This window comes from Acinetobacter courvalinii (assembly GCF_014635545.1).
In the GTDB taxonomy this organism is placed as follows: domain Bacteria; phylum Pseudomonadota; class Gammaproteobacteria; order Pseudomonadales; family Moraxellaceae; genus Acinetobacter; species Acinetobacter courvalinii.
This window is the reverse complement of sequence record NZ_BMDA01000001.1, coordinates 533,830-556,741: the sequence shown is the minus strand read 5'-3', so window position 1 is coordinate 556,741 and position 22,912 is coordinate 533,830. Positions and strand designations below refer to the sequence as shown.

At 43.4% G+C, this 22,912-nt stretch carries 18 protein-coding genes and 1 tRNA gene; 5 read left to right on the top strand and 14 right to left on the bottom strand.

Going from position 1 to position 22,912, the window contains the following annotated elements; genetic code table 11:
• Nucleotides 1-151: 151 nt before the first annotated feature.
• From IEV39_RS02480 to efp, 7 genes are all read right to left on the bottom strand, one after another.
• Nucleotides 152-228: transfer RNA gene (locus tag IEV39_RS02480), tRNA-Val, on the bottom strand.
• Between the two features lie 35 nt (nucleotides 229-263).
• Nucleotides 264-2,252 carry a transglutaminase TgpA family protein gene (locus IEV39_RS02475; RefSeq protein ID WP_005287235.1) on the bottom strand — a complete coding sequence of 663 codons (1,989 nt, stop codon included), beginning with the start codon at nucleotides 2,250-2,252 and terminating at the stop codon, nucleotides 264-266.
• Between the two features lie 2 nt (nucleotides 2,253-2,254).
• The gene (locus IEV39_RS02470; protein WP_005287237.1) at nucleotides 2,255-3,172 is read right to left on the bottom strand and encodes a DUF58 domain-containing protein; all 918 of its coding nucleotides are present in this window, start codon (nucleotides 3,170-3,172) and stop codon (nucleotides 2,255-2,257) included.
• A gap of 13 nt (nucleotides 3,173-3,185) precedes the next feature.
• Entirely contained in the window at nucleotides 3,186-4,145 is a 960-nt protein-coding gene (locus IEV39_RS02465) for an AAA family ATPase (RefSeq protein ID WP_005287239.1), read from the bottom strand.
• Between the two features lie 78 nt (nucleotides 4,146-4,223).
• Entirely contained in the window at nucleotides 4,224-4,526 is a 303-nt protein-coding gene (locus IEV39_RS02460) for a YbdD/YjiX family protein (protein ID WP_005287242.1), read from the bottom strand.
• A gap of 2 nt (nucleotides 4,527-4,528) precedes the next feature.
• Complete coding sequence (locus tag IEV39_RS02455) at nucleotides 4,529-6,631, bottom strand: carbon starvation CstA family protein (protein ID WP_005287247.1); 2,103 nt, start codon at nucleotides 6,629-6,631, stop codon at nucleotides 4,529-4,531.
• A gap of 345 nt (nucleotides 6,632-6,976) precedes the next feature.
• Nucleotides 6,977-7,546: an elongation factor P gene (gene efp, locus IEV39_RS02450; RefSeq protein WP_004652839.1), complete on the bottom strand. Its 570-nt coding sequence runs from the start codon at nucleotides 7,544-7,546 to the stop codon at nucleotides 6,977-6,979.
• 89 nt (nucleotides 7,547-7,635) lie between these two features.
• On the opposite strand from efp, the gene epmB reads away from it, so the two are divergent.
• From epmB to IEV39_RS02435, 3 genes are read left to right on the top strand one after another with little or no spacing between them, the layout of a single operon-like run.
• Complete coding sequence (gene epmB, locus IEV39_RS02445; protein ID WP_005287251.1) at nucleotides 7,636-8,652, top strand: EF-P beta-lysylation protein EpmB; 1,017 nt, start codon at nucleotides 7,636-7,638, stop codon at nucleotides 8,650-8,652.
• A 13-nt stretch (nucleotides 8,653-8,665) separates the two neighbouring features.
• Nucleotides 8,666-10,420, top strand: a complete 1,755-nt coding sequence (locus IEV39_RS02440) for a cyclic-di-GMP receptor FimW-related protein (protein WP_005287253.1) — start codon at nucleotides 8,666-8,668, stop codon at nucleotides 10,418-10,420.
• Nucleotides 10,402-12,492, top strand: a complete 2,091-nt coding sequence (locus IEV39_RS02435) for an EAL domain-containing protein (RefSeq protein ID WP_005287256.1) — start codon at nucleotides 10,402-10,404, stop codon at nucleotides 12,490-12,492. The genes IEV39_RS02440 and IEV39_RS02435 overlap by 19 nt, the downstream gene beginning before the upstream one ends.
• A gap of 97 nt (nucleotides 12,493-12,589) precedes the next feature.
• Here IEV39_RS02435 and rpmE read toward each other — a convergent pair whose 3' ends face one another.
• The 4 genes from rpmE to IEV39_RS02415 form a co-directional block, all read right to left on the bottom strand.
• Nucleotides 12,590-12,814 carry a 50S ribosomal protein L31 gene (rpmE, locus tag IEV39_RS02430; RefSeq protein WP_005231378.1) on the bottom strand — a complete coding sequence of 75 codons (225 nt, stop codon included), beginning with the start codon at nucleotides 12,812-12,814 and terminating at the stop codon, nucleotides 12,590-12,592.
• A 199-nt stretch (nucleotides 12,815-13,013) separates the two neighbouring features.
• The gene (locus tag IEV39_RS02425; RefSeq protein ID WP_171067746.1) at nucleotides 13,014-13,988 is read right to left on the bottom strand and encodes a bile acid:sodium symporter family protein; all 975 of its coding nucleotides are present in this window, start codon (nucleotides 13,986-13,988) and stop codon (nucleotides 13,014-13,016) included.
• 134 nt (nucleotides 13,989-14,122) lie between these two features.
• Nucleotides 14,123-14,524: a lactoylglutathione lyase gene (gene gloA, locus IEV39_RS02420; protein WP_004770462.1), complete on the bottom strand. Its 402-nt coding sequence runs from the start codon at nucleotides 14,522-14,524 to the stop codon at nucleotides 14,123-14,125.
• Between the two features lie 2 nt (nucleotides 14,525-14,526).
• Nucleotides 14,527-16,698, bottom strand: a complete 2,172-nt coding sequence (locus IEV39_RS02415) for an AmpG family muropeptide MFS transporter (protein ID WP_005287261.1) — start codon at nucleotides 16,696-16,698, stop codon at nucleotides 14,527-14,529.
• Between the two features lie 184 nt (nucleotides 16,699-16,882).
• On the opposite strand from IEV39_RS02415, the gene IEV39_RS02410 reads away from it, so the two are divergent.
• A complete protein-coding gene (locus IEV39_RS02410) occupies nucleotides 16,883-19,519 on the top strand; it encodes a Lon protease family protein (protein WP_005287265.1) in 2,637 nt (878 codons plus the stop codon).
• Nucleotides 19,520-19,557: 38 nt separating this feature from the next.
• On the opposite strand, the gene IEV39_RS02405 is transcribed toward IEV39_RS02410, so the two are convergent.
• From IEV39_RS02405 to surE, 3 genes are all read right to left on the bottom strand, one after another.
• Nucleotides 19,558-20,487, bottom strand: a complete 930-nt coding sequence (locus tag IEV39_RS02405) for a LysR family transcriptional regulator (protein WP_005287268.1) — start codon at nucleotides 20,485-20,487, stop codon at nucleotides 19,558-19,560.
• Nucleotides 20,488-20,623: 136 nt separating this feature from the next.
• Complete coding sequence (locus IEV39_RS02400) at nucleotides 20,624-21,454, bottom strand: peptidoglycan DD-metalloendopeptidase family protein (protein ID WP_005231389.1); 831 nt, start codon at nucleotides 21,452-21,454, stop codon at nucleotides 20,624-20,626.
• A 109-nt stretch (nucleotides 21,455-21,563) separates the two neighbouring features.
• Nucleotides 21,564-22,334 carry a 5'/3'-nucleotidase SurE gene (surE, locus tag IEV39_RS02395; RefSeq protein WP_005231390.1) on the bottom strand — a complete coding sequence of 257 codons (771 nt, stop codon included), beginning with the start codon at nucleotides 22,332-22,334 and terminating at the stop codon, nucleotides 21,564-21,566.
• Between the two features lie 102 nt (nucleotides 22,335-22,436).
• On the opposite strand from surE, the gene IEV39_RS02390 reads away from it, so the two are divergent.
• Nucleotides 22,437-22,811, top strand: coding sequence for an MCR_0457 family protein (locus IEV39_RS02390; protein WP_005287272.1), 375 nt, complete (start codon nucleotides 22,437-22,439; stop codon nucleotides 22,809-22,811).
• Nucleotides 22,812-22,912 lie beyond the last annotated feature (101 nt).

The following is a 22,912-nucleotide window of genomic DNA, read 5'->3' as shown; positions in this document are numbered from 1 at the left end:
TCACTACTACCACCTTCGGTAACATCCACCCAATATACCGCTATAAAAAGCTAAAAAAAGCTAAAAAAAGCTAAAAAAAGCCCTGAATCTATATAATTCAGGGCTTTGGAGTTCATGTAACTTTATAAAAAGTTATATGACTTTAATATCTTGGTAGGTATATCCAGACTCGAACTGGAGACCTCTACGATGTCAACGTAGCGCTCTAACCAACTGAGCTATACACCTAGAATGAGAAGCATGATATTCATTTTTTTGTCGCTTCACAAGTTTTTTTGCGACTGTTTGATGACAATCGCACAGTCTTTAAGCAACCGCTTGAATTCTTGGATATTGAGCTGGTCGTTTTGTTCTAAAAATACGATTTTTTGATATAACACAGTCACTTGTTCGAATGGCGTCTGGTCCTCAACCAACACAGCGATACGTTGTATCCAGCTATGAAAGGTTTCCGCTGGATATTTATGCAAATGCCGGGGCAACTGTTTCTCAAATTGAATAATCAAGCGTTGATATTGTTCTTGCTTGCCTCGTTGTCCCCACCAGTACCAGCCACCGTAGAGCAACAAAATACTGCCAATACCAACGACTAAAATAATCACATAGCCATAGCTTGAATCCAGACCTAATCGGGATAACCAGTTTTTCTGCTTTTCGGCATCATAACCGACCACTTTGCTTTGCCATTGATAGCTGAGATATTCACTCCAGATGCGAACATTTTTAAGGAATTTAAACTGCTGCAAACGCCAAGCCTGCGTTTGTCCTTCGCCCCAGACATTTTGGTCTTGCGCCAGATAATCTTGCATACCGGTATCAATTCGTTGTGGTGCAATCATGGCGGTAGGATCAACTCTTTGCCATTTCCCATCCAGATAAACTTCACTCCATGCATGTGCATCCAGCTGGCGGACTTCCCAACTCTGTCCATCTGGTGCCCATTGTCCGCCTTGATAGCCTGTTACTACGCGTGCGGGAATTCCCACATAACGCATCATCATCACAAAGCTCGAGGCATAATGTTCACAAAAACCTTTGCGACTAGAAAACAGGAATTGATCAATCCGGTCTCCGCTCAAAGTGCCCGGCGTTAATGTATAGCTAAAGCCATTTTTTCTGTACCAAGACAGCACCGATTGTAGGTATTTTTCAGGCCGCTTCTGGTTCTGCTCAAATAACGCCTGTGCCAGTTGTTGTGCTTTTCTATCTCGCCCCTGCTCAAATCGAGTATTCAATTCCAGTTGACGCGGTGATAAGTAGACTGACTCCGTTGCTGTTTGTCCTAACCAAAGCAGGTGTATCGGTTGATTGCGTTTAACCAGTTTGGAAGGACGAATACTATCATCTTGATACAGCTGTAAATAACGCTCTTGGGGAATCGAATATTCCAGTCCCATGATCCAGTTGGCCTGCTCATCGGCAGGTAAATATTGATAGCTCACACGGCGTGTGGAGACAGGAATGCGCTTGAGCTGCTGATTATCAAAACTACTGCTCCATATGCTGCCATCATACTGGTCCAGAACCAGTGCTCGCCAGTATAGCTCTGGCCGACCGGGCAAATCATACATCGGTGCGATGACACGGAAAGCCAAGGCGGAAGATTGAGATAGTTGCGCAATATCTCCCGGTGACATCCGGTCACTGATGCCTGTGGTCGCGTGGTTCTGTTGAATCGGAATCGCCCACAACGGTGGTAACCGCGGAAAGAATATAAACAGCAGAATAAAGAATGGTGTGGCAATCCCCACAAACTTCAGGATTTGCCTTATATCTTGTTTTAACTGATTTCTGGTCTGATTCTTCTGTTTAAATAAATCAGTTTGAAGCCGATAGAGGCCCATGAGGCACATCAGCAATGTCCCAAACACGATCAGGGCCATCCAGAATGCCTGGCTATATAACAATAAGCTGGCACTGACAAATAGGGCAAAGTTAAAGACAATCAGTAAATCGCGGGTATTTTTAGACTCCAGACTCTTGGCAAATAAACAGGTGGTTAGAAATGCAACCCCCGCCTCTACGCCGATTAAGCTTTGGTACTGAATATAAATCAACGCAACCGACACTAAGGTAAATGCCACCAAAAGCAGTTTAGGCATTGGCGTAATTTTTTGTTTGCGATAGCGCCATACTAAAGTTAGCCAGACAATGCCCCACAACCCGCTGAGTGTGACTGGAATAAAGCTCACTTGACCGATCAGGATCAATCCTAAGGCAGCTAAAATACAAAAATAGATGGCTTTGGTCATGTTTAAGCCTGCGCAAGTAAAAGTCTGGCTTTGCTTAATTGGCTTTGGCCTTGTCCACGTTCCAGTCTGGCGTGCGGCAAAATCACAGCATAGTCATTCCCAGATTGTTCACATTGTTCAATCAACCCCATCATCAAACTTAGCTTCTGTTCATGGCCCAGCGCTGGAATGAGCTGATAATCAATGTCTAGGTGTTGATGAGTGGTCTGCGCTTCAAACATCTTGATTAAAAAACCCTGCCCACGTGCAACCTGCTTCCATGCTACATTCTGATAAGAATCTCCATGCTGGAAAGTTCTGAGCTCTTTAAATTCATCTAGACTGTCTTGCGCCGAGGTCAGCTGAAGTTTATGTTCTTTTTGCCAGTCAGTGGCCTTTGGTGCGATCCAGACCTCTTGTTGTGGATATAGATAGGTCCACGCACGCACCAATCCTAAAGGATAGGTCGCATAAATTTTCAAGGCATCCAGTTCATATCTACCACGTTGTTCCGGTAAAACGGCGAGTTCCAGACTTTGCTGAGTCTGGTCCAGATACAGGAAATGTTCTTGTTCTTGCCAATTTAGACGCAAATATCGAACTGTTTGGGTGGATTGTTTTAATAAAATTTTCAAGATCAGCGGCTGGTCTACTTGCCCTACCTCCGCAGCGACCACTTCAATCTGCAAGCCATGCAATTGCTTAAAGGTCAGATAAAAGCTGATACAAAGAATGGCACTGATTAAAAAGCAAAAACCGAGAATCAGGTTATTGGCATAGTTAATGCCAGCAATAAATGTAATGACAATCAGCACCAGATATAAAAAACCTTGCTTGTAAATAAACACCAGTACATCTTTCTGCAATAAGATTTTGCTGCCTTCGACCTGAAAGCGCTTTGCAATCCATTGTTGTAGCTGCCGCTTGAGTCCATTTTGCATAGTTCAATCTCAACTATAAGACATCAACTGATTGCAAAATCTGTCCAACTTCAAGCTCACTCAGACTTAAGCGATGTGCGACCACCGCAACAAAAACAGCTTGTACATCGTCTGTCATTACAAAACCACGCCCCTCAACCAAGGCATAGGCTTGTGCCGCAGCCTTCAACGCCAATACCCCACGTGTGGACAGCCCATGACGTAACTTCCGTGTTTCAGCAGCCAGATCCAAAATATAATTCAGTACCGCCTCGCTGAGGAAAACCTGCTTTGCCAGCTCCCGTAAATGTAAAATATCAGCTTGATTAAACACGGCATCCAGTTGATGGATCAATACCTGTCGTGAACGCTGTTGTAATAACAATTTTTCCGCTTGTCGGGAAGGATATCCCAGTGATAAACGCATCAAGAAACGGTCGAGTTGTGATTCAGGTAATGCATAGGTGCCACTTTGAAATAACGGATTTTGTGTGGCGAGGACCCAGAACGGTTGCGGCAATTCATAATGCACACCATCGACGGTGACCGCCCCTTCTTCCATTGCTTCCAGTAGTGCACTTTGAGTTTTGGGACTACAGCGATTAATTTCATCGGCCAACAAAATCTGGGTAAAAACTGGACCCTGCTTAAATTCAAACAGATGTTCTTTCTGGTTAAAGATATTGATGCCAATCACATCACTGGCCAGCATATCGTTGGTGAACTGAATGCGCTGAAAATGTAATCCTGCCAGACGCGCCAAAGCACTGGCCAATGTGGTTTTCCCTAGCCCAGGTAAATCTTCGAATAACACATGACCACCCGCCAGCAAGCAGGTCAGCGCCAATCTGGTTTGTTGCGGTTTATCTAAAATCAGTTGGTTTACTTCAAATAAGAATTGCTCAATCTTCTGGGCAAAGCTTTGAATATCTTGTTCTAATGCCTGATTCTGCTTGGTTTTCTCTTGAGCTGATGACTTTTCCATGCCCCACATTATTCTATCCCCCAAAATAAAACAGTGTATGTTCAACATACACTGTTTTGGTTTTTTTTCAAAGAAATCAAATAATTTCTAGCAAGGACACTTCTTCATATTGCCACCCGCCGAAGGATAACGTGCATCGATACAATGACGATAAAAAGTCTTGGCATCCATCGGGGTTAAATCTGGATGATGTGCTTTCATATGCGCTATATAAGTTTCATAATCAGGCACACCGACCATCAACCGGAAACTCTGCTGCAAACGTTGCCATAAAACAGCGATACGTGACCAATTCTTCGGTGATAACAGTAAGTGCTTTTGCGACATGATGGTGAATTTAATAATCTTCACGATCACTGCACTGCCTTGCCGGGCAATTTTAAAATCCATCGTTACTCTCCTTTGATGCTATTCGCAGTCATCGGTGTGTCTGAATAAACGGCTGGTGCCTCATTCACGGTTGGTGTTGGACTTGCCAAAGCACGGCGTACAATGCCAATTGACGCAATCACCATCACAACCGCAACAATCATAAAGAAGCCACAAAGTGCCGCATTGATCTGGTTTGACATCACAATGGTCTGCATTTCAGCAACGGTTTTGGCTGGTGCAAGTACTTCACCACGCGCAATCGCATCTGAGAAACGATTGGCCTGTGCAAGGAAACCAATCTTCGGATTTTCATGGAAGATCTTTTGCCAGCCTGCGGTCATCGAGGTAATGAACAAGAAAATCGTTGGGAAAATCGTCACCCAAACATATTTCTCTTTCTTCATTTTGAATAAAATGACGGTACCTAAAATCAGTGCCATCGAGGCAAGAATCTGGTTACCAATACCAAACAGTGGCCACAACGAGTTAATCCCGCCGAGTGGATCAACCACCCCTTGGTAAACGAAGAAACCCCAACCTGCGACCGCGACAAAGGTCCCGACCATATTGCCGAAGAATGAACTTGATTGCTTGATTGCCGGAACCACAATCCCCACGGTATCCTGCACCATGAAACGACATGCACGTGTTCCTGCATCTACCGCAGTCAGAATGAATAAGGCTTCAAACAGAATCGCAAAGTGATACCAGAATGCCATCATTGAGCGGTTATTGAAAATCTCTGAAATGATATGCGCCATACCAATTGCAAATGTCGGTGCGCCACCGGTACGAGACAAGATTGAACTCTCACCCACTTCCTGCGCCAGTAAGGTCAACATTTCTGGACTAACCACAAAGCCCAGATTACGCACCGCTTCCGCTGCAGTCTCTACTGAAGTTCCTAAAACTGCTGCTGGCGCGTTAATGGCAAAATAAATACCCGGATCAAGTACTGTCGCACAGATCATGGCCATGATGCCGACGAATGATTCCATCAACATACCACCATAACCGATCATACGAATGTTGACTTCATTATCAACCAGTTTAGGCGTTGTACCTGATGCTACCAGGGCATGGAAACCCGAAATCGCACCACAGGCAATGGTGATAAACAGGAAAGGAAATAAACTACCCGCAAATACAGGCCCTGTACCATCGACAAAGTGTGTGACTGCTGGCATTTTCAGGTCCGGCATCGCAAAGATAATCCCGACCGCCAAACCTGCAATTACACCAATTTTCAAGAAAGTTGATAGATAATCACGTGGGGCTAACAACAACCAGACCGGTAATACCGAAGCGATAAAACCATAAATAATCAGTGCCCATGTCAATTGGGTGCCACTGAGGGTAAATAACTGTCCCCAATAGGGATCTTTGGCCACATCACCCCCGTAGACAATCGCCGCCATCATCAGCACAAAACCGATAATCGATACTTCGGCAATTTTCCCTGGGCGTATATACCGCATGTAGATACCCATGAATAATGCAATCGGAATCGTCGCAGCGATACTGAACACCCCCCACGGGCTATGCGCCAGTGCTTTAACCACCACCAGTGCCAGTACGGCCAGAATAATGATCATCACGCCCAGCGTACCCAGCATCACAATCACGCCTGCAAAGGTACCCAGTTCCTGCTTCGCCATTTCTCCCAAAGAACGACCATCACGTCGTGTTGAGATAAATAGAACAAGGAAATCTTGTACCGCGCCTGCAATCACCACCCCGACCAAAAGCCAGATGGTCCCCGGTAAATAACCCATTTGCGCTGCGAGAATTGGACCAACTAAAGGTCCTGCTCCTGCGATGGCTGCGAAGTGATGTCCAAATAAAACAAATTTATTGGTTGGAACATAATCCAGACCATCGGCAAGGCGATGCGCTGGAGTTAACCGTCTCGGATTTAATTCAAAAACTTTGTTTGCAATAAATAAACTATAGAACCGATATGCAATGCTATATACACAGACCGCAGCAAGAACCAACCAGACCGCATTGACATGCTCACCACGACTAACCGCCAATATCCCAAATGAAATTGCCCCAACAATGGCAACCAAACTCCATAGGAGCTTTGAGGAAAGTGTTGACTTTGCTTGTGTTGTCTCCATTCAAAACCTCTCAATTACATAACGCGTGGTTAGGGTCTGTTGACATTTCACAGATGCGTGCGACAAAGGACATTTTTAGAGGACACAAAGCATGTCTTATGCAATTTAGCTATTCTAAATAATGACCAGCGATTACAGCTGTACAAGATAATGCAATGGCAGTAAAAAATGTCAGCAAACCCTCTTAGCTTTCCCTTTCTATATTTTCTGTAGAAGAAATATCTTTGTAAGTTTACCTTCTAACTACAATTATTTATCTAATACTTTGGCATAAAAAAAGGGATGATTGTTGATCATCCCCTTCGATAATTGTATATCTTGCGTAGCTCAGCTACACAGGCACAATTATGCACGCTCTAGGTAGTCACCAGTACGGGTATCTACACGAACGCTTTCTTCTTGCTGTACGAATAATGGAACACGTACCACAGCACCTGTTTCAAGTTTCGCAGGCTTACCGCCACCGCCAGAAGTATCACCACGTACACCTGGATCAGTTTCAACGATTTTGAGTACAACGAAGTTCGGTGGGCTTACCGTCAAAGGTACGCCATTGAACAACATGATGGTACATTTTTCATTTGAATCGTCTTTTAACCATTTCGCAGCATCACCCATTGCGGTTTTATCAGCAGCGATTTGCTCAAAAGATACAGGATCCATGAAGTTCCACATTTCACCATCGTTGTAGAGGTAGTCCATTTCAACTTCTACAATATCAGCTGCTTCTAAAGAATCACCTGATTTGAATGTTTTTTCTAATACTTTACCAGAGCGAAGGTTACGTAATTTCACACGGTTAAATGCTTGACCTTTACCTGGTTTTACATATTCATTTTCCATGATTGAACATGGGTTACCATCAAGCATAACCTTAAGGCCTGCTTTAAAATCATTTGTAGAATAATAGGCCATGAAAGGCGCACTCCAAACTTAAAACTCAAATCTATTAATGTTAGACTACACGCACTGGTGTAACACTAACACTATTTTTAACGTATGGCATGATAAACTATTTACATCAAGAGCAAAACTGGCAATCGCAACTCAGTGACCTAATTACTGATCCTTTAGAGCTGTTAAATCTGCTTGAGTTATCTACCGACCAACTATTATCAGGGGCAATCTTGGCCTCTGAACAGTTTAAATTGCGCGTCCCGCGTGCATTCGTCGGAAAAATGAACATTGGCGATCCTCTAGACCCTCTGTTGCTACAAGTCTTGCCACATCATCTGGAACTGGAAGAACATCCTGAGTTCGTGACCGATCCGCTTGGTGAGGAAGCCGCCAATCAAATGGCTGGGGTTCTGCATAAATATCAGTCGCGTTTTTTACTCACGCTGACGGGTGCCTGTGCCATCCACTGTCGCTATTGTTTTCGTCGCCATTTTCCTTATCAGGAAAACCTGCCTAAAAATGACGACTGGATCAATATCAAAGCCTATATTGAACAAAATCCACAGATCAATGAAGTGATTTTAAGTGGTGGCGATCCACTGACACTAAGTAACCGAAAAATTGCGTTGTGGCTAGAACGTCTAGCATCTCTCCCTCAGCTCAAGATATTGAGAATTCATTCACGCGTTCCAATTGTGATCCCGAACCGTATTGATGATGAGCTGATTTCTATATTAAAAAACAGTAGGCTACGCATTGTAGTAGTGGTACACTCAAATCACGCAGCTGAGCTGGATGATTTCACCTGCTCGAAGTTATTACAGTTATCACTCCACCATATTACTGTGCTTAATCAGGCGGTTTTACTTAAAGGTGTGAATGATGCTGCAGAAACTTTAAATGCATTGAGTAGCCGTTTATTTGAAGCACGAGTAATGCCCTATTACCTTCATGTTTTAGATAAAGTCAAAGGGGCTCAGCATTTTGATTTAAGATCTTCAGAGATAGATCAAATATATACTGATGTATTAGCAAGTTTGCCAGGCTATCTGGTACCAAAACTTGTCAGGGAAATTGCGGGCGAAAAAAATAAAACACCGCTTTTTGGGGTTCAAACGTTCTGAGATTGATAACACAATGATGAATAATGCTTTTTCGGATATTTTTCAAATTCCAACTGTCTTGAGACGAGACAAACTCAGCTTTTGCGATACCAATTCGAAAAGTCTAAATGAATGGATTTCCAACTTGTCCATCATGCAGTTGGGCGATACCTCTAAAGCATTATTCGCCGCCTTACTTGAACTGAGTGAACTTGAGTGCCCTGAAACCTTACGTTTCGATCTGGTGCAGGTGTTACACCCCACTATTGAAAATGTGTTAGGAAGTCTGGAAAAGAACTTTTTCAATCAGGGCATAATCAGTTCAGACCGTAATGAACACATTATTGAACTGGCCATGCTCTTGCGCTGTTATTTTGCAGCAATCTATATCAATATTGTGCGTCGTAGTAACGATCAGCTCGATCAGCAGAAGTTCTCCATCTTCGCGCTTAACCAAAAGAAAAATCTGCAAACCGCACGAACGCTAGCCACTTTTCAGTCCTTGCAACAACTAACCCAACTGCTCTATCAACAACATATGTTGTATAGCGAACCTGTAGCAGGACAATGGCTCATTGCCCATCAGCTTTATGATGCCGCCGTGACTCATAAATATCAGCATACCAATCTGGATCAGATACAAGGTAAACCCAATGCCTTAAGCAATATCTCGCAAGCCTATGCACAATTGATTTTGATGGATATTTTTAATACCAATCAAATCCGTCAATCCGAGATTCAGGCTTTATTCCAGTGTAGTTTTGACTGGGCAAAAATGGTCCAGATCCTGACCAAAGAAACAGACCTGACCAAATATGTGGTCGATACGACTAAAGATCACCCACCAATTTATAATAAAAAACAAAGCTCTGGCTTTAATCCCAATATTTTTATCAGCACGCATAGTCTGCTGGACCATGTCACCGCGACCTTACACAAAAATGCAGAGTATGTATCCAAGAATGAGAAGATCTATTTAACCCCTGCATTGAAATTCCATGTGCAAACCATTCTTGGTACCACGGCAGAGCGTCGACATGAGCGTTATGAATATTCCGCTCAATTACATATCTGCTTTGGTTTACTTACGGCCCACTTCTATCTGTCCAAAGCCAAGAATTTTTCAGAAACACTCTTATTAGACCATAGTTACGGTCTACAAAATGAATCAAAGTTTATGTCGTCCTGGGACAAAAAAAGTTCAACCGACAATCAAGAATCGGCAATTCAACGTTTAAGCCGTGAAAGTAAAGCCGTTTACCAAGCCGATATCCTAGATATTAGTGTGAACGGTTATCGTATTAAATGGTCTGGGGAGGCACCAAAAAACTTAAGAACAGGAGAATACATTCTAGTTAAAGAAACATCGCATGGGCATTGGCGTGGCGGTGTGATTCGTTGGCTCAAACAATCGACCGAGAAAAGTCTGGAACTCGGTTTGGAAGTACTGGCACAGGAAATCTTCCCTTGTGCGGTACGGGTTCAGGCAGATCGCCATATCAGCAATTATCATCCGACACTTTTATTAAAAAACCAGAATTTGGATGAAACCAAAACAACTTTAATTTTACCAGGTTCACAAATTTTTCGAGAACACCAAGCTGTTTATTTAAGATTGGGGAAAGAGGAAGTAAAAGTGTATTTATTAAACGCACAATTAATAACCCAGAGTTTTGTTCAATTTGATTTTGAACTGCTGAATGATGAGGAACAACCGATCCTTCAGCGATATATGGCTCAAAAGAATATGGACACCATTGATCAAGATTTATGGGAAGCTTTAAAGTGAGAAATTCTTTACTCTCTAAAAAATTAAAACGCACTGAAACACGTTTATTGATTATTGATGACAACCAGCTTCGTTATAATCAGATTTCAGCTTTATTTACAGCTCAAGACCATCAAATTAAAGCCACTTTACTCGATGATCTAAAAACCTTCGAGAAACAGCTGAATTTACCATGGGATATTGTGATTTTTGGTCGGGCCTACGACTTAAAAATCGAACAGACCCTCTCCCTGATTCAAGCCTCAGCACAACCCAATTTGCCTGTTCTCCTGCTTGAACCTGAGGATTATAAAGCCGATCAATATCAGAGCTACATTCATAAAGGCATTTATGACATCCTGAATCTGAAATCACCAGAAAAATTCTATATCAGTATCATTCGTGCGCTTTCTTATAGTCGTTTAGTGCAAGCAGAACATCGTTTACTGAATGAACTGGAAGCCGCACAAACGCAAGCACAATCACTGGTTGCAGAAAGCCATAAAGCGGTTGCTATTTTGCAGGAAGGCATTCACATGCATGTGAATGCCGAATACGCCAATCTATTTGGTTTTGCCAATCCAGAAGAATTAATTGGCTTGCCGATTCTGGATGTGTTGCAGCCAGAGGATTTAAGCCAGTTTAAACTGCGCTTTAAAAAGATTTCTCAAGGACAGTTTGAACAAGGCCGCTTTGAACTTCGCACCCAAAACGCGACAGTGAAGCAGAATCCCCTTCAACTGGAATTCTTACCTTCAGGCAATGAAGATGAAATCCAGCTCAATATTGAATGTGGCACTTCATCTCAAGCGGCAGCCACATCTTCAACAGCCGCGCCTGCCGAGAAAGCATCCAGTCTAAGCAGCGCTTTACAACATATTAACCGCCAGCTTAGCAATCACCCGGCCAATGCCAATGCGCTGGTTTTATTCAGCTTAAGCAATTGTCCAAGTGAGGTTTTCCAAACCGATTGGCGTGGCACTCGTGCATATTTTGCCAATATTCCTCACTTCATTAAAGAACAGGTAAATGTGCCGGTCTGTCAGGTAGAACATGGTTTATATGTCTCGTTATTTCAGGCCGAATCAAAGAGCGTGCTCAATTCCCTGCTGATGGGTTTGAATGGCTTACAAAAACCGCAATTGGTAGTGACCGATCACTACACCTTCCCACTGCATTTAAAATTAGGCTATTGCGAAATTACCCAGCCTATCGCAGATGAAGTTCGTTTTGAACAGGTGTTAACCAAGGCTTTCCTAGTTCCTCTACCTGTATTTAACAGTCCGAAGATTGATGCAGATATTGGCCTGACCACAGAACATATTCCTGTTGCTGTGCAGTTAACCCTGTTACAAGAGCTGAAAAAGAAACTGGATGCAGGCGATATCCATTTAAAATATCAGCAGCTCTATGACAAACAGGATCAACACACCCATACTTATGAAGTATCTGGCGGGTTTATCTATAATAACCAGTGGCAGGATTTAAGTGATCTTGCCGACCTGAAAGATGATCCTGAGCTATCGATTCAACTGGATCGCTGGATTCTTGTTGAAGCCTGTAAGCAGTTGCACAACTTTATTACCCAATATCCAAAGGCGAAATTGATTGTAAACCTCAATCATCAGGTCTTGCTGAATGATAAAAAGCTGCCAGAACTGGTGGCGAAACTATTAACCATTATTGGCAGCAAGCAAGCTCATCCTTTAATTTTGCAGTTCTCTGAACAAGCGCTACAACAAAACCTGTCACAAGCGCAGCCACAAATCGCGCTATTGCGTCAGCACGGTGCCGAGATTTCCATCCGTGGTTTTGGTGATTCGCTCTATAGCGATTCGATGTTGCAGCAAATCGATGTTCAATATCTGAGCTTGCACAGCAAACTTACTCAAATGCTGAGTGCTGAAAAAGAAATGGCCGCTCTACAAGAGAAAATCTTGCACTTTATCGGGCAAAAACCTGTCGAGATTTTCTTAACCGAACTCAACGACATGAACCTGTTTGCCAATGCATGGAATGTCGAAGCACGGTTCTTGCAAGGCAATTATTTCCAGAAAAAACTGGACCGTCTTACTGACGTACAGGATCAATAACCCTTTCTCAGGATTGGGGAACTGCCATAAGTTCCTCAATCGAATAATCTACAGGCATAAAAAAACGGGCATATTGCCCGTTTTTTCTTTCTTGATATTAACGTTTGATAGAACGTGACATACCAGAGAAACGTTGTTTGAATTTGTCGATACGGCCGCCTGTATCCACATTCTTTTGTTTACCAGTGTAGAATGGGTGGCAAGCTGAACATACGTCAAGGTAAATTGTTTCTTTACCAAGCGCAGATTTAGTTTCGATAACGTTACCACATGAACAAGTAGCAACTAATTTTTCGTATTTAGGGTGAATATCGGCGCGCATGGTCGATGCTCCTATTAAGTAAGAAAGGCTTAAGCTGTTATCGCAATTGATCACTCTCAACATGAGGAAAGCAACGTGTTCGCACACGTGCAGATCAACACCACAACAGACCATTTCTTTTGACTCACCGAGACTCTAAAGGTCAGAGCAAAGCCAACAAGTGGCGAGCATTATACGCCAATAAATTAAATTTTGCGAACTATTCTTGATTCGATTTTGACCAGTGATTCGCAATAATGCCACAGACCATGAGCTGGATTTGATGAAAAATCATAATCGGCAGCACAATCATCCCCAAAGGCTGTCCGATAAACAGAATCTGGGCCATCGGTACGCCACTTGCCAGCGTTTTCTTGGAGCCACAAAAGAAAATTGTCACCTGATCTGCTCGGCTAAAGCCCAGCCATTTTGGCACGTATAACGCCAGCAACATCACGATGGTTAACAGCACCGAACATGCTAAGATTAAATAAAACAGTGTCAGGCCATTCACCTGCTGCCATAAACCAGCAATTACCGCGCTACTAAACGCGCCATACACCACCATCAGAATCGATCCCTGATCGAAAGCCTTGACCAGACTTGGCATTTTAACCATATAAGGAAAAATATAAGGGCGTAACAACTGACCCAACACAAACGGCACTAGTAGCAATAAAGTAATTTGCAGAATCGATTCGGTTGGATCAAAATCATGCTGACTTTGGCCTAAAATAAAATAGCTGACTAAAATCGGGGTAATCATCATGCCGACAATATTAGAGAAAGACGCGCTGCACACTGCCCCTGCCACATTGCCTTTAGCCATCGAGGTAAATGCAATAGAGGATTGCACCGTGGATGGCAAGAAACACATGAACAGGAAGCCCCAATACAGTTGCTGACCGAGTAAGGGCTCTAACACCGGCTTTGCCAACAAGCCGATCGCTGGAAAGACCAAGAAAGTAAAAGCAAACACTAAAGCATGCATTTTCCAGTGCAACATGCCTTCAACCACAGCTTCACGTGAAAGTTTTGCCCCATGCAAGAAAAAAAGTACGGCAATTGCAACAGTCGTCAGAATATTAAAATAATGTGCAACCTGACCTGAAACTGGAAAAAACGTTGCCAGTATCACCATCACAACCAATAAAATTGTAAAGCGGTCCAATGCCAATAATTTCAACATAACTATCCCTATCCACACTAATAATGAAAAAGCCCAATATGGCGAATAATTCAACCATTCGATCAAATTACTCATCATACTGGGCTATTTCAATAAAGCTAGCGTTTTAGCTCAAAAATCTTCAACCAATCAGGCCAGAATCAGTTGTTATAGGCATCCTGATCTTGCTGAATCAATTCAACTTTATAACCATCTGGATCTTCAACAAAGGCAATCACGGTAACACCACCTTTCATCGGACCCGCTTCACGCACCACTTTACCGCCACGCGCCTTGATTTCTTCACAGGCTTTATAAGCATCATCTACGCCAATGGCAATGTGACCATAAGCATTACCCAAGTCATAACTAGAGGTATCCCAGTTATGTGTGAGCTCAAGTACGGTATTGTCTTTTTCATCACCGTAACCGACAAATGCTAACGTAAAACGTCCTTCTTCATAGTCACGTTGGCGTAGCAATTTCATACCAAGCACCTCAGTGTAGAACTTTAAAGACTGTTCTAAATTACCTACTCGTAGCATCGTATGTAACATGCGCATAGTTATTCACCTTTCTGCTGTGTTGTCTGGTTTTCATGATCACGTAACAGTTTCGCAACCCAAACCACAAGAACTAAAATTGGGATACCAATTAAAGTCGTCATTAAAAAGAAATTCGGATAGCCGATATTGCTGACAATTGTTCCCGAATAGCCACCCAACAATTTAGGCGTGAGTGTCATGAGAGAACTGAAAATCGCATATTGAACAGCTGTAAATGATACGCTGGTTAAGCTGGATAGGAAGGCGATAAATGCCGCACCGGCCAAACCAGAAGCTAAATTATCGATAATAATCGCCAAATACAACCATAAAGAACTATAGCTCTTAATGACCTTCCCAGAGAGTTCAACAGTGCCAGCCTGCCCTGGATCAATCACCGCCACAGGCTGAATATCAATATCTAGCGCTTCTGTAGGTGCAGTGGTATCGATACGATATTGTCGGGTTGCCAGTAATTCATGGCCAGTGTTATTTTTCAGATTCGCCAAAGCGGTAATGGTTTTGCTGCTAGATGCTTGCAAAAGCTTGCCGTCTACCGCACCCGTAAATAAACCATTGGAATCAACTTTCGCGACAAATTCCTGACCATCCAGCTTTAAAACAACCGGACGTTCAGCATTTAAATCTTCAGCCTTGATCCCTGCCAACTGCCCTTTAACCACCAGACTTTGTTTTAACTCTTTTGGCGTTAACTGATCATCGTTGCTAATCGGCAACAACTGGATTTGTGGCTGTTGTGAAGTAATTAAATAAGGCACTGCAAGTTGAATGTTTGAATCAGCTTGATTCTGATACTGGGCACTGACCTGAACTGCATTGGCTTTCGCCAAAACCTCATTCGGTACTTGCAACTTCCAGTAACCCACCTCATCAGTATCTACCTGATAATGCTGTTCACCTACCTGAACTTGCACCTGATCCAGTGCTTGACCTGACTTCACCAGACCAATGAAAATCAAATTGGTTGAACTGGCCAGCACCGCACCCACAAACATCAGTTTCATAATGTTCATACGTTGCGCCAGCAAACCACCAAGGAAACCGCCAATCAGGCTAAATAAAACGCCATAGATCTTCACGGCTTCCGCAATCTGCTCTTTACTAAAGTTCAGATCCTGGTAAAAGACATTGGAAATGACGCCTGCAATAATGTCCGAGATACGGAAAAAGCCAATCAGCAATAACAAGACCAGCGCAAGCTTTACACCATAACGTTTAAAGAAGTCCAGAATCGGCGCAACCCAGGTTTCTTTCGCCATTTGCTGATTCACTACCCCGACTTTGACCAGTCCAAAACCAATCAAGAGTGCTGAGGCGGTTGCCGTCAAAAAGCGTAGTGCTTCTAGACCAAACAATGCGGCTGTATCTTTAATATCTGCAGATTTCGAAATTGCTTCAGTGACATTACCCGAATAAATATAACTCACCACGAATGTCGCGACTGCAATAAAGAATACAAAGACCAGTCGATAATAATCCGTGGTTTTGTAATGTTTATTGACGCGATTAACCTGTGGTTCACGCACACAAAGGGTGGTAACGATTCCCACCAGCATGACGGCGGCCATGGTTAAATAGGTATATTTCCAAGCCTCGTAAATATAGTTTCCTTTCGCAGTGCCCAGATAAGCAGCTAAGAACAAAGCTCCAGCGCCCGCAACAATCATCCCGATACGGTAACCCGCATTGTAGGTGGATGCCAATACAGTCTGCATTTCGGTTTCAGCCAGCTCAATACGATAGGCATCAATCACAATATCTTGCGTTGCCGCCGAGAAACCCAGCAACACTGCCCCTACAGCCATCTGGATCAAATAACTCTGCCCAAGCGCCGGATCAGAAAATGCCATGATACAAATTGCACAGATAATTAAACTTTGGGCAATCAGCAGCCAGGCGCGGCGTCGACCTAAACGTTTGGTTAAAAATGGTACGGGTAATTCATCAATCAGCGGCGCCCAGACAAATTTAAAAGAATATCCCAATGCAGCCCAACTGAAAAAAGTGACTGCACTCTTCTCAATGCCCGCCTCACCTAGCCATAAAGACAAGCTAGAAAAAATCAGTAAAATCGGTATCCCCGCAGAGAAACCAAGAAATAACATAATCAGGGCACGGCGATCTAAAAATGCTTTAAATGCCGAAGCCCACCCGGTGGCTTGCGTTGTCATTGGTTATTATTTTCCAATAATCTATAAATGTGCTTATTCAATCGTTTCTTGCTCCTGCTTGCAAGTTGCTTTATGCAATCATTCTTTTGTTTTGTCGATAAAAAACACAAGTTCGCTTGATCTTTAGGTCTAAAACTGTATACCTTTAATTACTCAACTTACGTTTATTTGTTGGATAGCAACAGTGACCCAAAAACTTGATCAAATGACTGCAACAACTTTATCTTTAACACCAACAAACACGATTACAGCGAAGATCAATTCATTTCCAAGCGCTTTTGAACAGACGGACATACAACCAACACTGCTTAAAACAGCACTACGTGCAGACCAACTTACCCATATTCCAGATTTAGCGGAAATACCAAGTTCAACCAAACGAATCAAGCCGCTCAATAACTTCTTAGGACAAGACCGCGCACGCGCTTCCGTTGAGGCGGGTATCGCACTGCCTTATTCGGGCTACAATATTTTTGCTGTGGGGACAGCAGGCCTGGGTAAACGCACCATGATCAAGCGTTTACTGCAACAACATGCCAAGACCATGCCGACTCCGGATGACTGGGTCTATCTCAATAATTTTAAAAATCCGCGTCAACCGATTGCTTTACGCTTCCCGGCAGGACAAGGGGTTAAGTTCCAGAATGCCTTACAGCAAACATGGCAGATTATTCTTAAACAGTTAGAACGCCGTTTTAGTGCTGAAAGCTATCACAACCGCATCGAGCGTATTCGTCAGGATACCGGTGATGTTCAACAGCAGGCACTGGTTGAACTGACCAAAGAAGGGGAAGAACTCGATTTAAAACTGATTTCACGCAATGACAAACACGTCTTTGTCCCCATGCAACTCAAGGACAATGAATATCATGAGTTGACGCAGACTGACCTGAATACTCTGAATAGCAAAGAGCGTGCAGAAATTACCTCCAATATTCGCTATATGGAGAAGAAACTCGAACGCCTCGGATTACATCTCGGTGATCTGGAAGATGATGCCCGTGATCAGGTTTCAAGTCTAAATCGCGATATCGCAACGCAAGTGGTTACCCCACGGGTAGAATCGATTTTAAATAAAAATAAAGACGTCAAAGGTCTGGATCTATATTTAAAACATTATGCGGAAGACATTATTGATAATGTTGAGCTGATTCTTGAACAAGAAGAGGATGACTTTACCCCTGCTTTATTCAATCGTGTTCCATCACGCTACCAAGCCAATGTCATTGTGTCGAACAAACCGAATAGCGGTGCGCCCGTCATTTTCGAAGACTTCCCGACGCACTACAACCTGTTAGGCCATGTTGAGCAACTGACCCATAACGGTACCATTACTACTGATTTTACCTTGATTCGTCCAGGTTCATTACATCAGGCCAATGGTGGATTTTTGATGCTGGAAGCAGAGCAACTGCTTGAGCAACCTTATGCATGGCAGGGATTGAAACGTGCCTTAAAATCGGGTCAGCTTAAACTGTCTTCGCTAGAGCATATGTTGACCCTCACAGGTAGCATTTCTATAGAGCCGGCTTCCGTTCCGCTTGAAATAAAAGTAGTTTTATTAGCAGAACCTGAAATTTATTATGAAATTTTAGAGGTTGAGCCTGAACTCGGCAGTGTCTTTAAAATCCGTGCCGACTTTACAGATACATTACAACGTAATGACAGTAATGAGCAGGCCTATATGCAGCTGATCGCGGATTATGTACAAGCTGACAAACTATTGCCTTTTGATCGCTCTGCACTTGCAGCCTTGCTGACGGATTCAAGTCGTCAGGCTGAAGATCAAAGCTCATTATCGCTCCATGCATCTACCTTAGGCGATTTAATTCGTGAAGCGCATCACCATGCCTTTAAGGCAGGCGACAAGATCGTGACCGACGAGCATGTCAATCAGGCCCTGCATCATCGTCAATACCGCTTAGGCTATTTACGTGAACTGTACTGGCAGGATCTGTCACGTGGCACCCAATTGATTGAAACCTCAGGCCACCGTCTAGGTCAAATCAATGCCCTCTCCGTGATTCATTATGCTGATGTCGAGTTTGGCCTACCTTCTCGCCTGACGGCATCTGTGTATCAAGGTGGCGGCGATATTCTGGACATTGAGCGCAGCGTCGAACTGGGCGGTTCTCTGCATGCCAAAGGTGTGTTGTTGATGTCGAGCTTCCTAAAAGCACACTTTGGTCGTGAACAGATCCTGCACTTCTCTGCTGCACTGGCTTTTGAACAAAGCTATGGTCAGGTCGATGGTGATAGTGCAACCGTTGCGGAACTGTCTGCCTTGATCTCTGCAATCTGCCAGATCCCGATTGACCAATCATGGGCAATTACCGGTTCGATGAACCAGTTGGGCCAGGTGCAGCCGATTGGCGGTGTCAATGCCAAAATTGAAGGCTTCTATGATGCCTGCAAATTGCAAGGCTTGACTGGCAAACAAGGTGTGATTATCCCGCGTCAAAACATGCAGCATCTGATGTTACGTCAGGACGTGAGTGAAGCGGTCAAAGCGGGACTCTTCCATGTGCACGCGATTGACACCATTGACCAGGCCTTGGAAATTCTAATGGCACGCCCAGTGGGTACACTGGATAAAAAAGGTCGCTATAGCAAAAACTCGATTTATGCTGCAGTCATGGAACAACTTGAATACTGGCAAGCCATCGAAGACGGTGAAGCGGTGGAAGAGGACGAGCCAAAGAAAAAGAAAAAGCGTAAAAAAACCAAGAAAGATGAGGTAGAAGCAAAAGCCAAAGCAAGTGAAGAAAACACTGCTGAGGCAAAAACGCTAAAATCGATGCGTAAAAAGAAAAACAGATAAACAAAAAGGCCATGTTCCGAGGAACATGGCCTTTTGACTTAGGCAACACCCTGTAACGAGCGTCCGCCAGGTAACTGGGCAAAATATTGCTTCAAGGCATCAATACAGCGATGCACCTTCATTGGATATTGTTCGCGTTTAGAGGTTAAGGCATGCAAGGTATAAGATGGTAGTTGCCAATCTGGCAGAACCTCAACCAACGATCCATTGATCAGTTCTTTTTGAATATCCATATACAGGATACGTGCTATGCCATGTCCTTGTTGACATAAGGCCTTGGCTACAAAAACATTATTGGTGCCTAAGCGTGTTTTCATATCCACATTCACCACATCGCCACTGATGCCGTGACGGAAGGTAAAATGTTGATAATTTTGCATCAGAGTTATCGGCAGTAATTCATGGTTACGCAAGTCTTCAGGACGGGTGATTGGTTGCGCCTGATTCAGATAACTTGGCGATGCAACCAGAACCTGATCTACCCGCGCTAAAGGCACAGCAGATAATTGCTGATCTTCCATCTTCAAGCTCATGCGTATCGCAATATCAATACGTTCTTCGATCAGGTCAATATAACGATGGTCTGCTTCAAAATGAATCGCCAGCCCTTTATGCGCCGACATCCAGTGCGACAATGCAGGAATAACATGCAAGGCACCGAGTTCAGGAGTGGTAGCAATACGCAAATCGCCTACCAGATCATCACGTAATTCATTAATGCGGATTTTGCCTCGCTCAGCTGCGGCCAACATTTCCTGACAACTGAGGAAAAATGCCTGTCCAGCTTCAGTGAGACTGAGTTTTCGGGTAGAACGATGAAGTAAGGTGACATCCATTTCTTGTTCTAAAGAACGGATTTGTTGACTGACCGCACTGGTGGTAATTCCAAGTTCTCTTGCTGCACCACTGAAAGAACTTTTTTCGACGACACAAGCAAAGACCCCCATTGCACGCAATTGATCTAGCATAGACTTCCCTCTCAACTTAATTTATTAATATGCTTATTGTTCTAATGAAAGCAATCAAATTAAGTATACAAGGAAGTCTATTTATAGACTAGGGGAATTATTAATAAATTATTGAAAGTTTATTAATAATCTTTAGTTAATTTGGTAAAACTGTGCTCGGGTTCACAGGTTTTCCATCTAAACGAACCTGGAATTCCAGCATGACTTGCGATGCACCAGAAGAACCCATTTCTGCAATTTTCTGTCCTGCTGTCACATTATCACCGCTTTTCACCAGCATCTTGCTGTTATGGGCATAGGCTGTGATGTAGCCATCAATATGTTTAACCAACACCAGGTTGCCATATTCTTTCAAGCCATCCGCCGCATAAACCACCTGCCCGTTTGCAGCTGCAAAAATCGGATCGCCCACATTTCCACCATAGCGTGTACCTTTGACATTACTCGCCAGATTAAAGGTTTGAATGACGGCACCATTTGATGGCTTCACCCAACGCAGGCTTGAGGCCACAGTGGAAGATGACGGATTAACCGGTACGGTCGGCACTACCGGACGTGGTACCACTGGTTGTGGTTTTGGTGCGACTGGTTGCTGGCTTGGTAAATTAATACTTTGGCGCTGGATTGGTGCGGTTTGTGCCATGGCTTGCGTCGATGTTGTACGCTGGGCAGCCGAGCCTTTTAAACGCAATGACTGATTGACATAAATACGATAAGGCGGTGCGATATCATTCAGTGCAGCTACATTCAGATAGTTCAAACCATAACGATTTGAGATCCCGCTTAGGGTATCGCCTGAACGCACCGTGTAATAGTTTGGTGCTGGCAGCGTATGACGTGCTCCACCATTGACTTGCGGTTTTGATGCACACCCTGTCATAACTGCCACTGTCGCAACCGCCATAGACAAAACGATTGTTTTAATCATTTTCTGTGATAGAAAAACCGAGACATGGTTTAAGTGCATCTTCGCCCTCATCGAAAAAACCTCAATTTATTTGCGCTAAGAGTATCAAAAAAGTGAGAAAAAACGAGTTCTCACTTTCTTTATTCACAAAGTTATAACATTCATACCCTTAACCATTTACATGCGCATGTAAATTTTCCAATACGGTATAGTTGGTCGCATCCATCTGGATCGGGGTAATACTGACATAACCATTTGAGACTGCAAAAAAATCTGACTGGACATAATCCGAGACAGGTTGCGGATCGGTAACGGCTTCACCCGCCAATCCAATCCAGTACACCTGACGTCCACGTGGATCAACATGACTGCTGATTGGTTTGGATTGTGCCCGACGGCCTTGGTAGGTCACTTGAGCCCCTTGAATTTGCTCAACATCCGGAATATTAATATTAAAGATATGTCGCGGCGGTAAAACCGGCAAGCCTTTGGCAATGAAGTCATGGACCCATTGCGCTGCTTTGGCATAATGTTCAGGATGCTCATAGGCTCGTACATTGGCGCCCGCCAGTGAAACGGCAATCGCAGGATGCTTCATTAACCGCCCTTCAAAAGCAGCACCAACCGTACCAGAATATAAAACATCATCACCCAGATTCGCGCCACTATTGATTCCGCTGACCACCAGATCAAATTCAAAATCAAATAAGCCATTCATGGATAAATAGACACAATCTGCTGGCGTACCATTGACCGCCCAGACATCTTCAGCGATCTGTACAGGACGTAAAGGACGGTCCAGCGTTAATGCACTTGAATAACCACTACGTTCACTTTCAGGCGCAACTACAACCACACGACCTAAAGGTTTTAAGGCTTGAGCCAAAGCTTGTAGACCGGGTGCGAACACACCGTCATCGTTTGCTATTAAAATATTCACTAAAATCAATTCTCTTCAATGTTACTAAGCAGTTTTTTCAATTGAATTATTCCTTGAATTATATATATTTATGGCTTCTTAGTATTAAAAATTTACGTAGCCATGAGACATTTATCTAATTTTATTAAGGTTTTTGGGGTGAGTTTCACGCTTTTTACAGCACCTGTTGTCTTTGCAGATGAAACGGTTTCAGTGAAAGAAGCAGATGCCCTCATTAAAGATGACATTGCCAATGCACAGGTACTGATTGAGATGTGTCCAGCTCTGATTGGGAAAAATGCCAAATTTGATCAGAACATCAAAAAAATGGTCGGCACCTATTTAAGCAATTATTCTGACAAATCAGCTTCGCTTGAAAGTCTGCAAAAAGATGCTGAATTTAAAAGCCTGTTAAAAGATGCTCATGAAGCAGCGGCTGAAGTCGACAAGGCAGAGCAGAAAGCGGTATGTGAAGAAGTCTTGAATTTCGAAGGCTAATCTGGCTTTAAAATATCGGTGTGGTTTTAAATTAAGATGGATAAAACCACACCTCTTCCATCTCATCATCCATACAAGCGGTTCTTATCTGATCAACACTA

Coding starts and splice junctions, on each gene's coding strand:
- IEV39_RS02475 (WP_005287235.1), bottom strand. CDS start 2,252: ATGACCAAAGCCATCTATTTTTGTATTTTAGCTGCCTTAGGATTGATC.
- IEV39_RS02435 (WP_005287256.1), top strand. CDS start 10,402: ATGGGAAGCTTTAAAGTGAGAAATTCTTTACTCTCTAAAAAATTAAAA.
- efp (WP_004652839.1), bottom strand. CDS start 7,546: ATGGCCTATTATTCTACAAATGATTTTAAAGCAGGCCTTAAGGTTATG.
- IEV39_RS02465 (WP_005287239.1), bottom strand. CDS start 4,145: ATGTGGGGCATGGAAAAGTCATCAGCTCAAGAGAAAACCAAGCAGAAT.
- IEV39_RS02460 (WP_005287242.1), bottom strand. CDS start 4,526: ATGGATTTTAAAATTGCCCGGCAAGGCAGTGCAGTGATCGTGAAGATT.
- IEV39_RS02415 (WP_005287261.1), bottom strand. CDS start 16,698: ATGACAACGCAAGCCACCGGGTGGGCTTCGGCATTTAAAGCATTTTTA.
- IEV39_RS02390 (WP_005287272.1), top strand. CDS start 22,437: ATGAGACATTTATCTAATTTTATTAAGGTTTTTGGGGTGAGTTTCACG.
- IEV39_RS02455 (WP_005287247.1), bottom strand. CDS start 6,631: ATGGAGACAACACAAGCAAAGTCAACACTTTCCTCAAAGCTCCTATGG.
- IEV39_RS02470 (WP_005287237.1), bottom strand. CDS start 3,172: ATGCAAAATGGACTCAAGCGGCAGCTACAACAATGGATTGCAAAGCGC.
- IEV39_RS02440 (WP_005287253.1), top strand. CDS start 8,666: ATGATGAATAATGCTTTTTCGGATATTTTTCAAATTCCAACTGTCTTG.
- IEV39_RS02400 (WP_005231389.1), bottom strand. CDS start 21,454: ATGCACTTAAACCATGTCTCGGTTTTTCTATCACAGAAAATGATTAAA.
- gloA (WP_004770462.1), bottom strand. CDS start 14,524: ATGCGCATGTTACATACGATGCTACGAGTAGGTAATTTAGAACAGTCT.
- IEV39_RS02405 (WP_005287268.1), bottom strand. CDS start 20,487: ATGCTAGATCAATTGCGTGCAATGGGGGTCTTTGCTTGTGTCGTCGAA.
- rpmE (WP_005231378.1), bottom strand. CDS start 12,814: ATGCGCGCCGATATTCACCCTAAATACGAAAAATTAGTTGCTACTTGT.
- epmB (WP_005287251.1), top strand. CDS start 7,636: ATGATAAACTATTTACATCAAGAGCAAAACTGGCAATCGCAACTCAGT.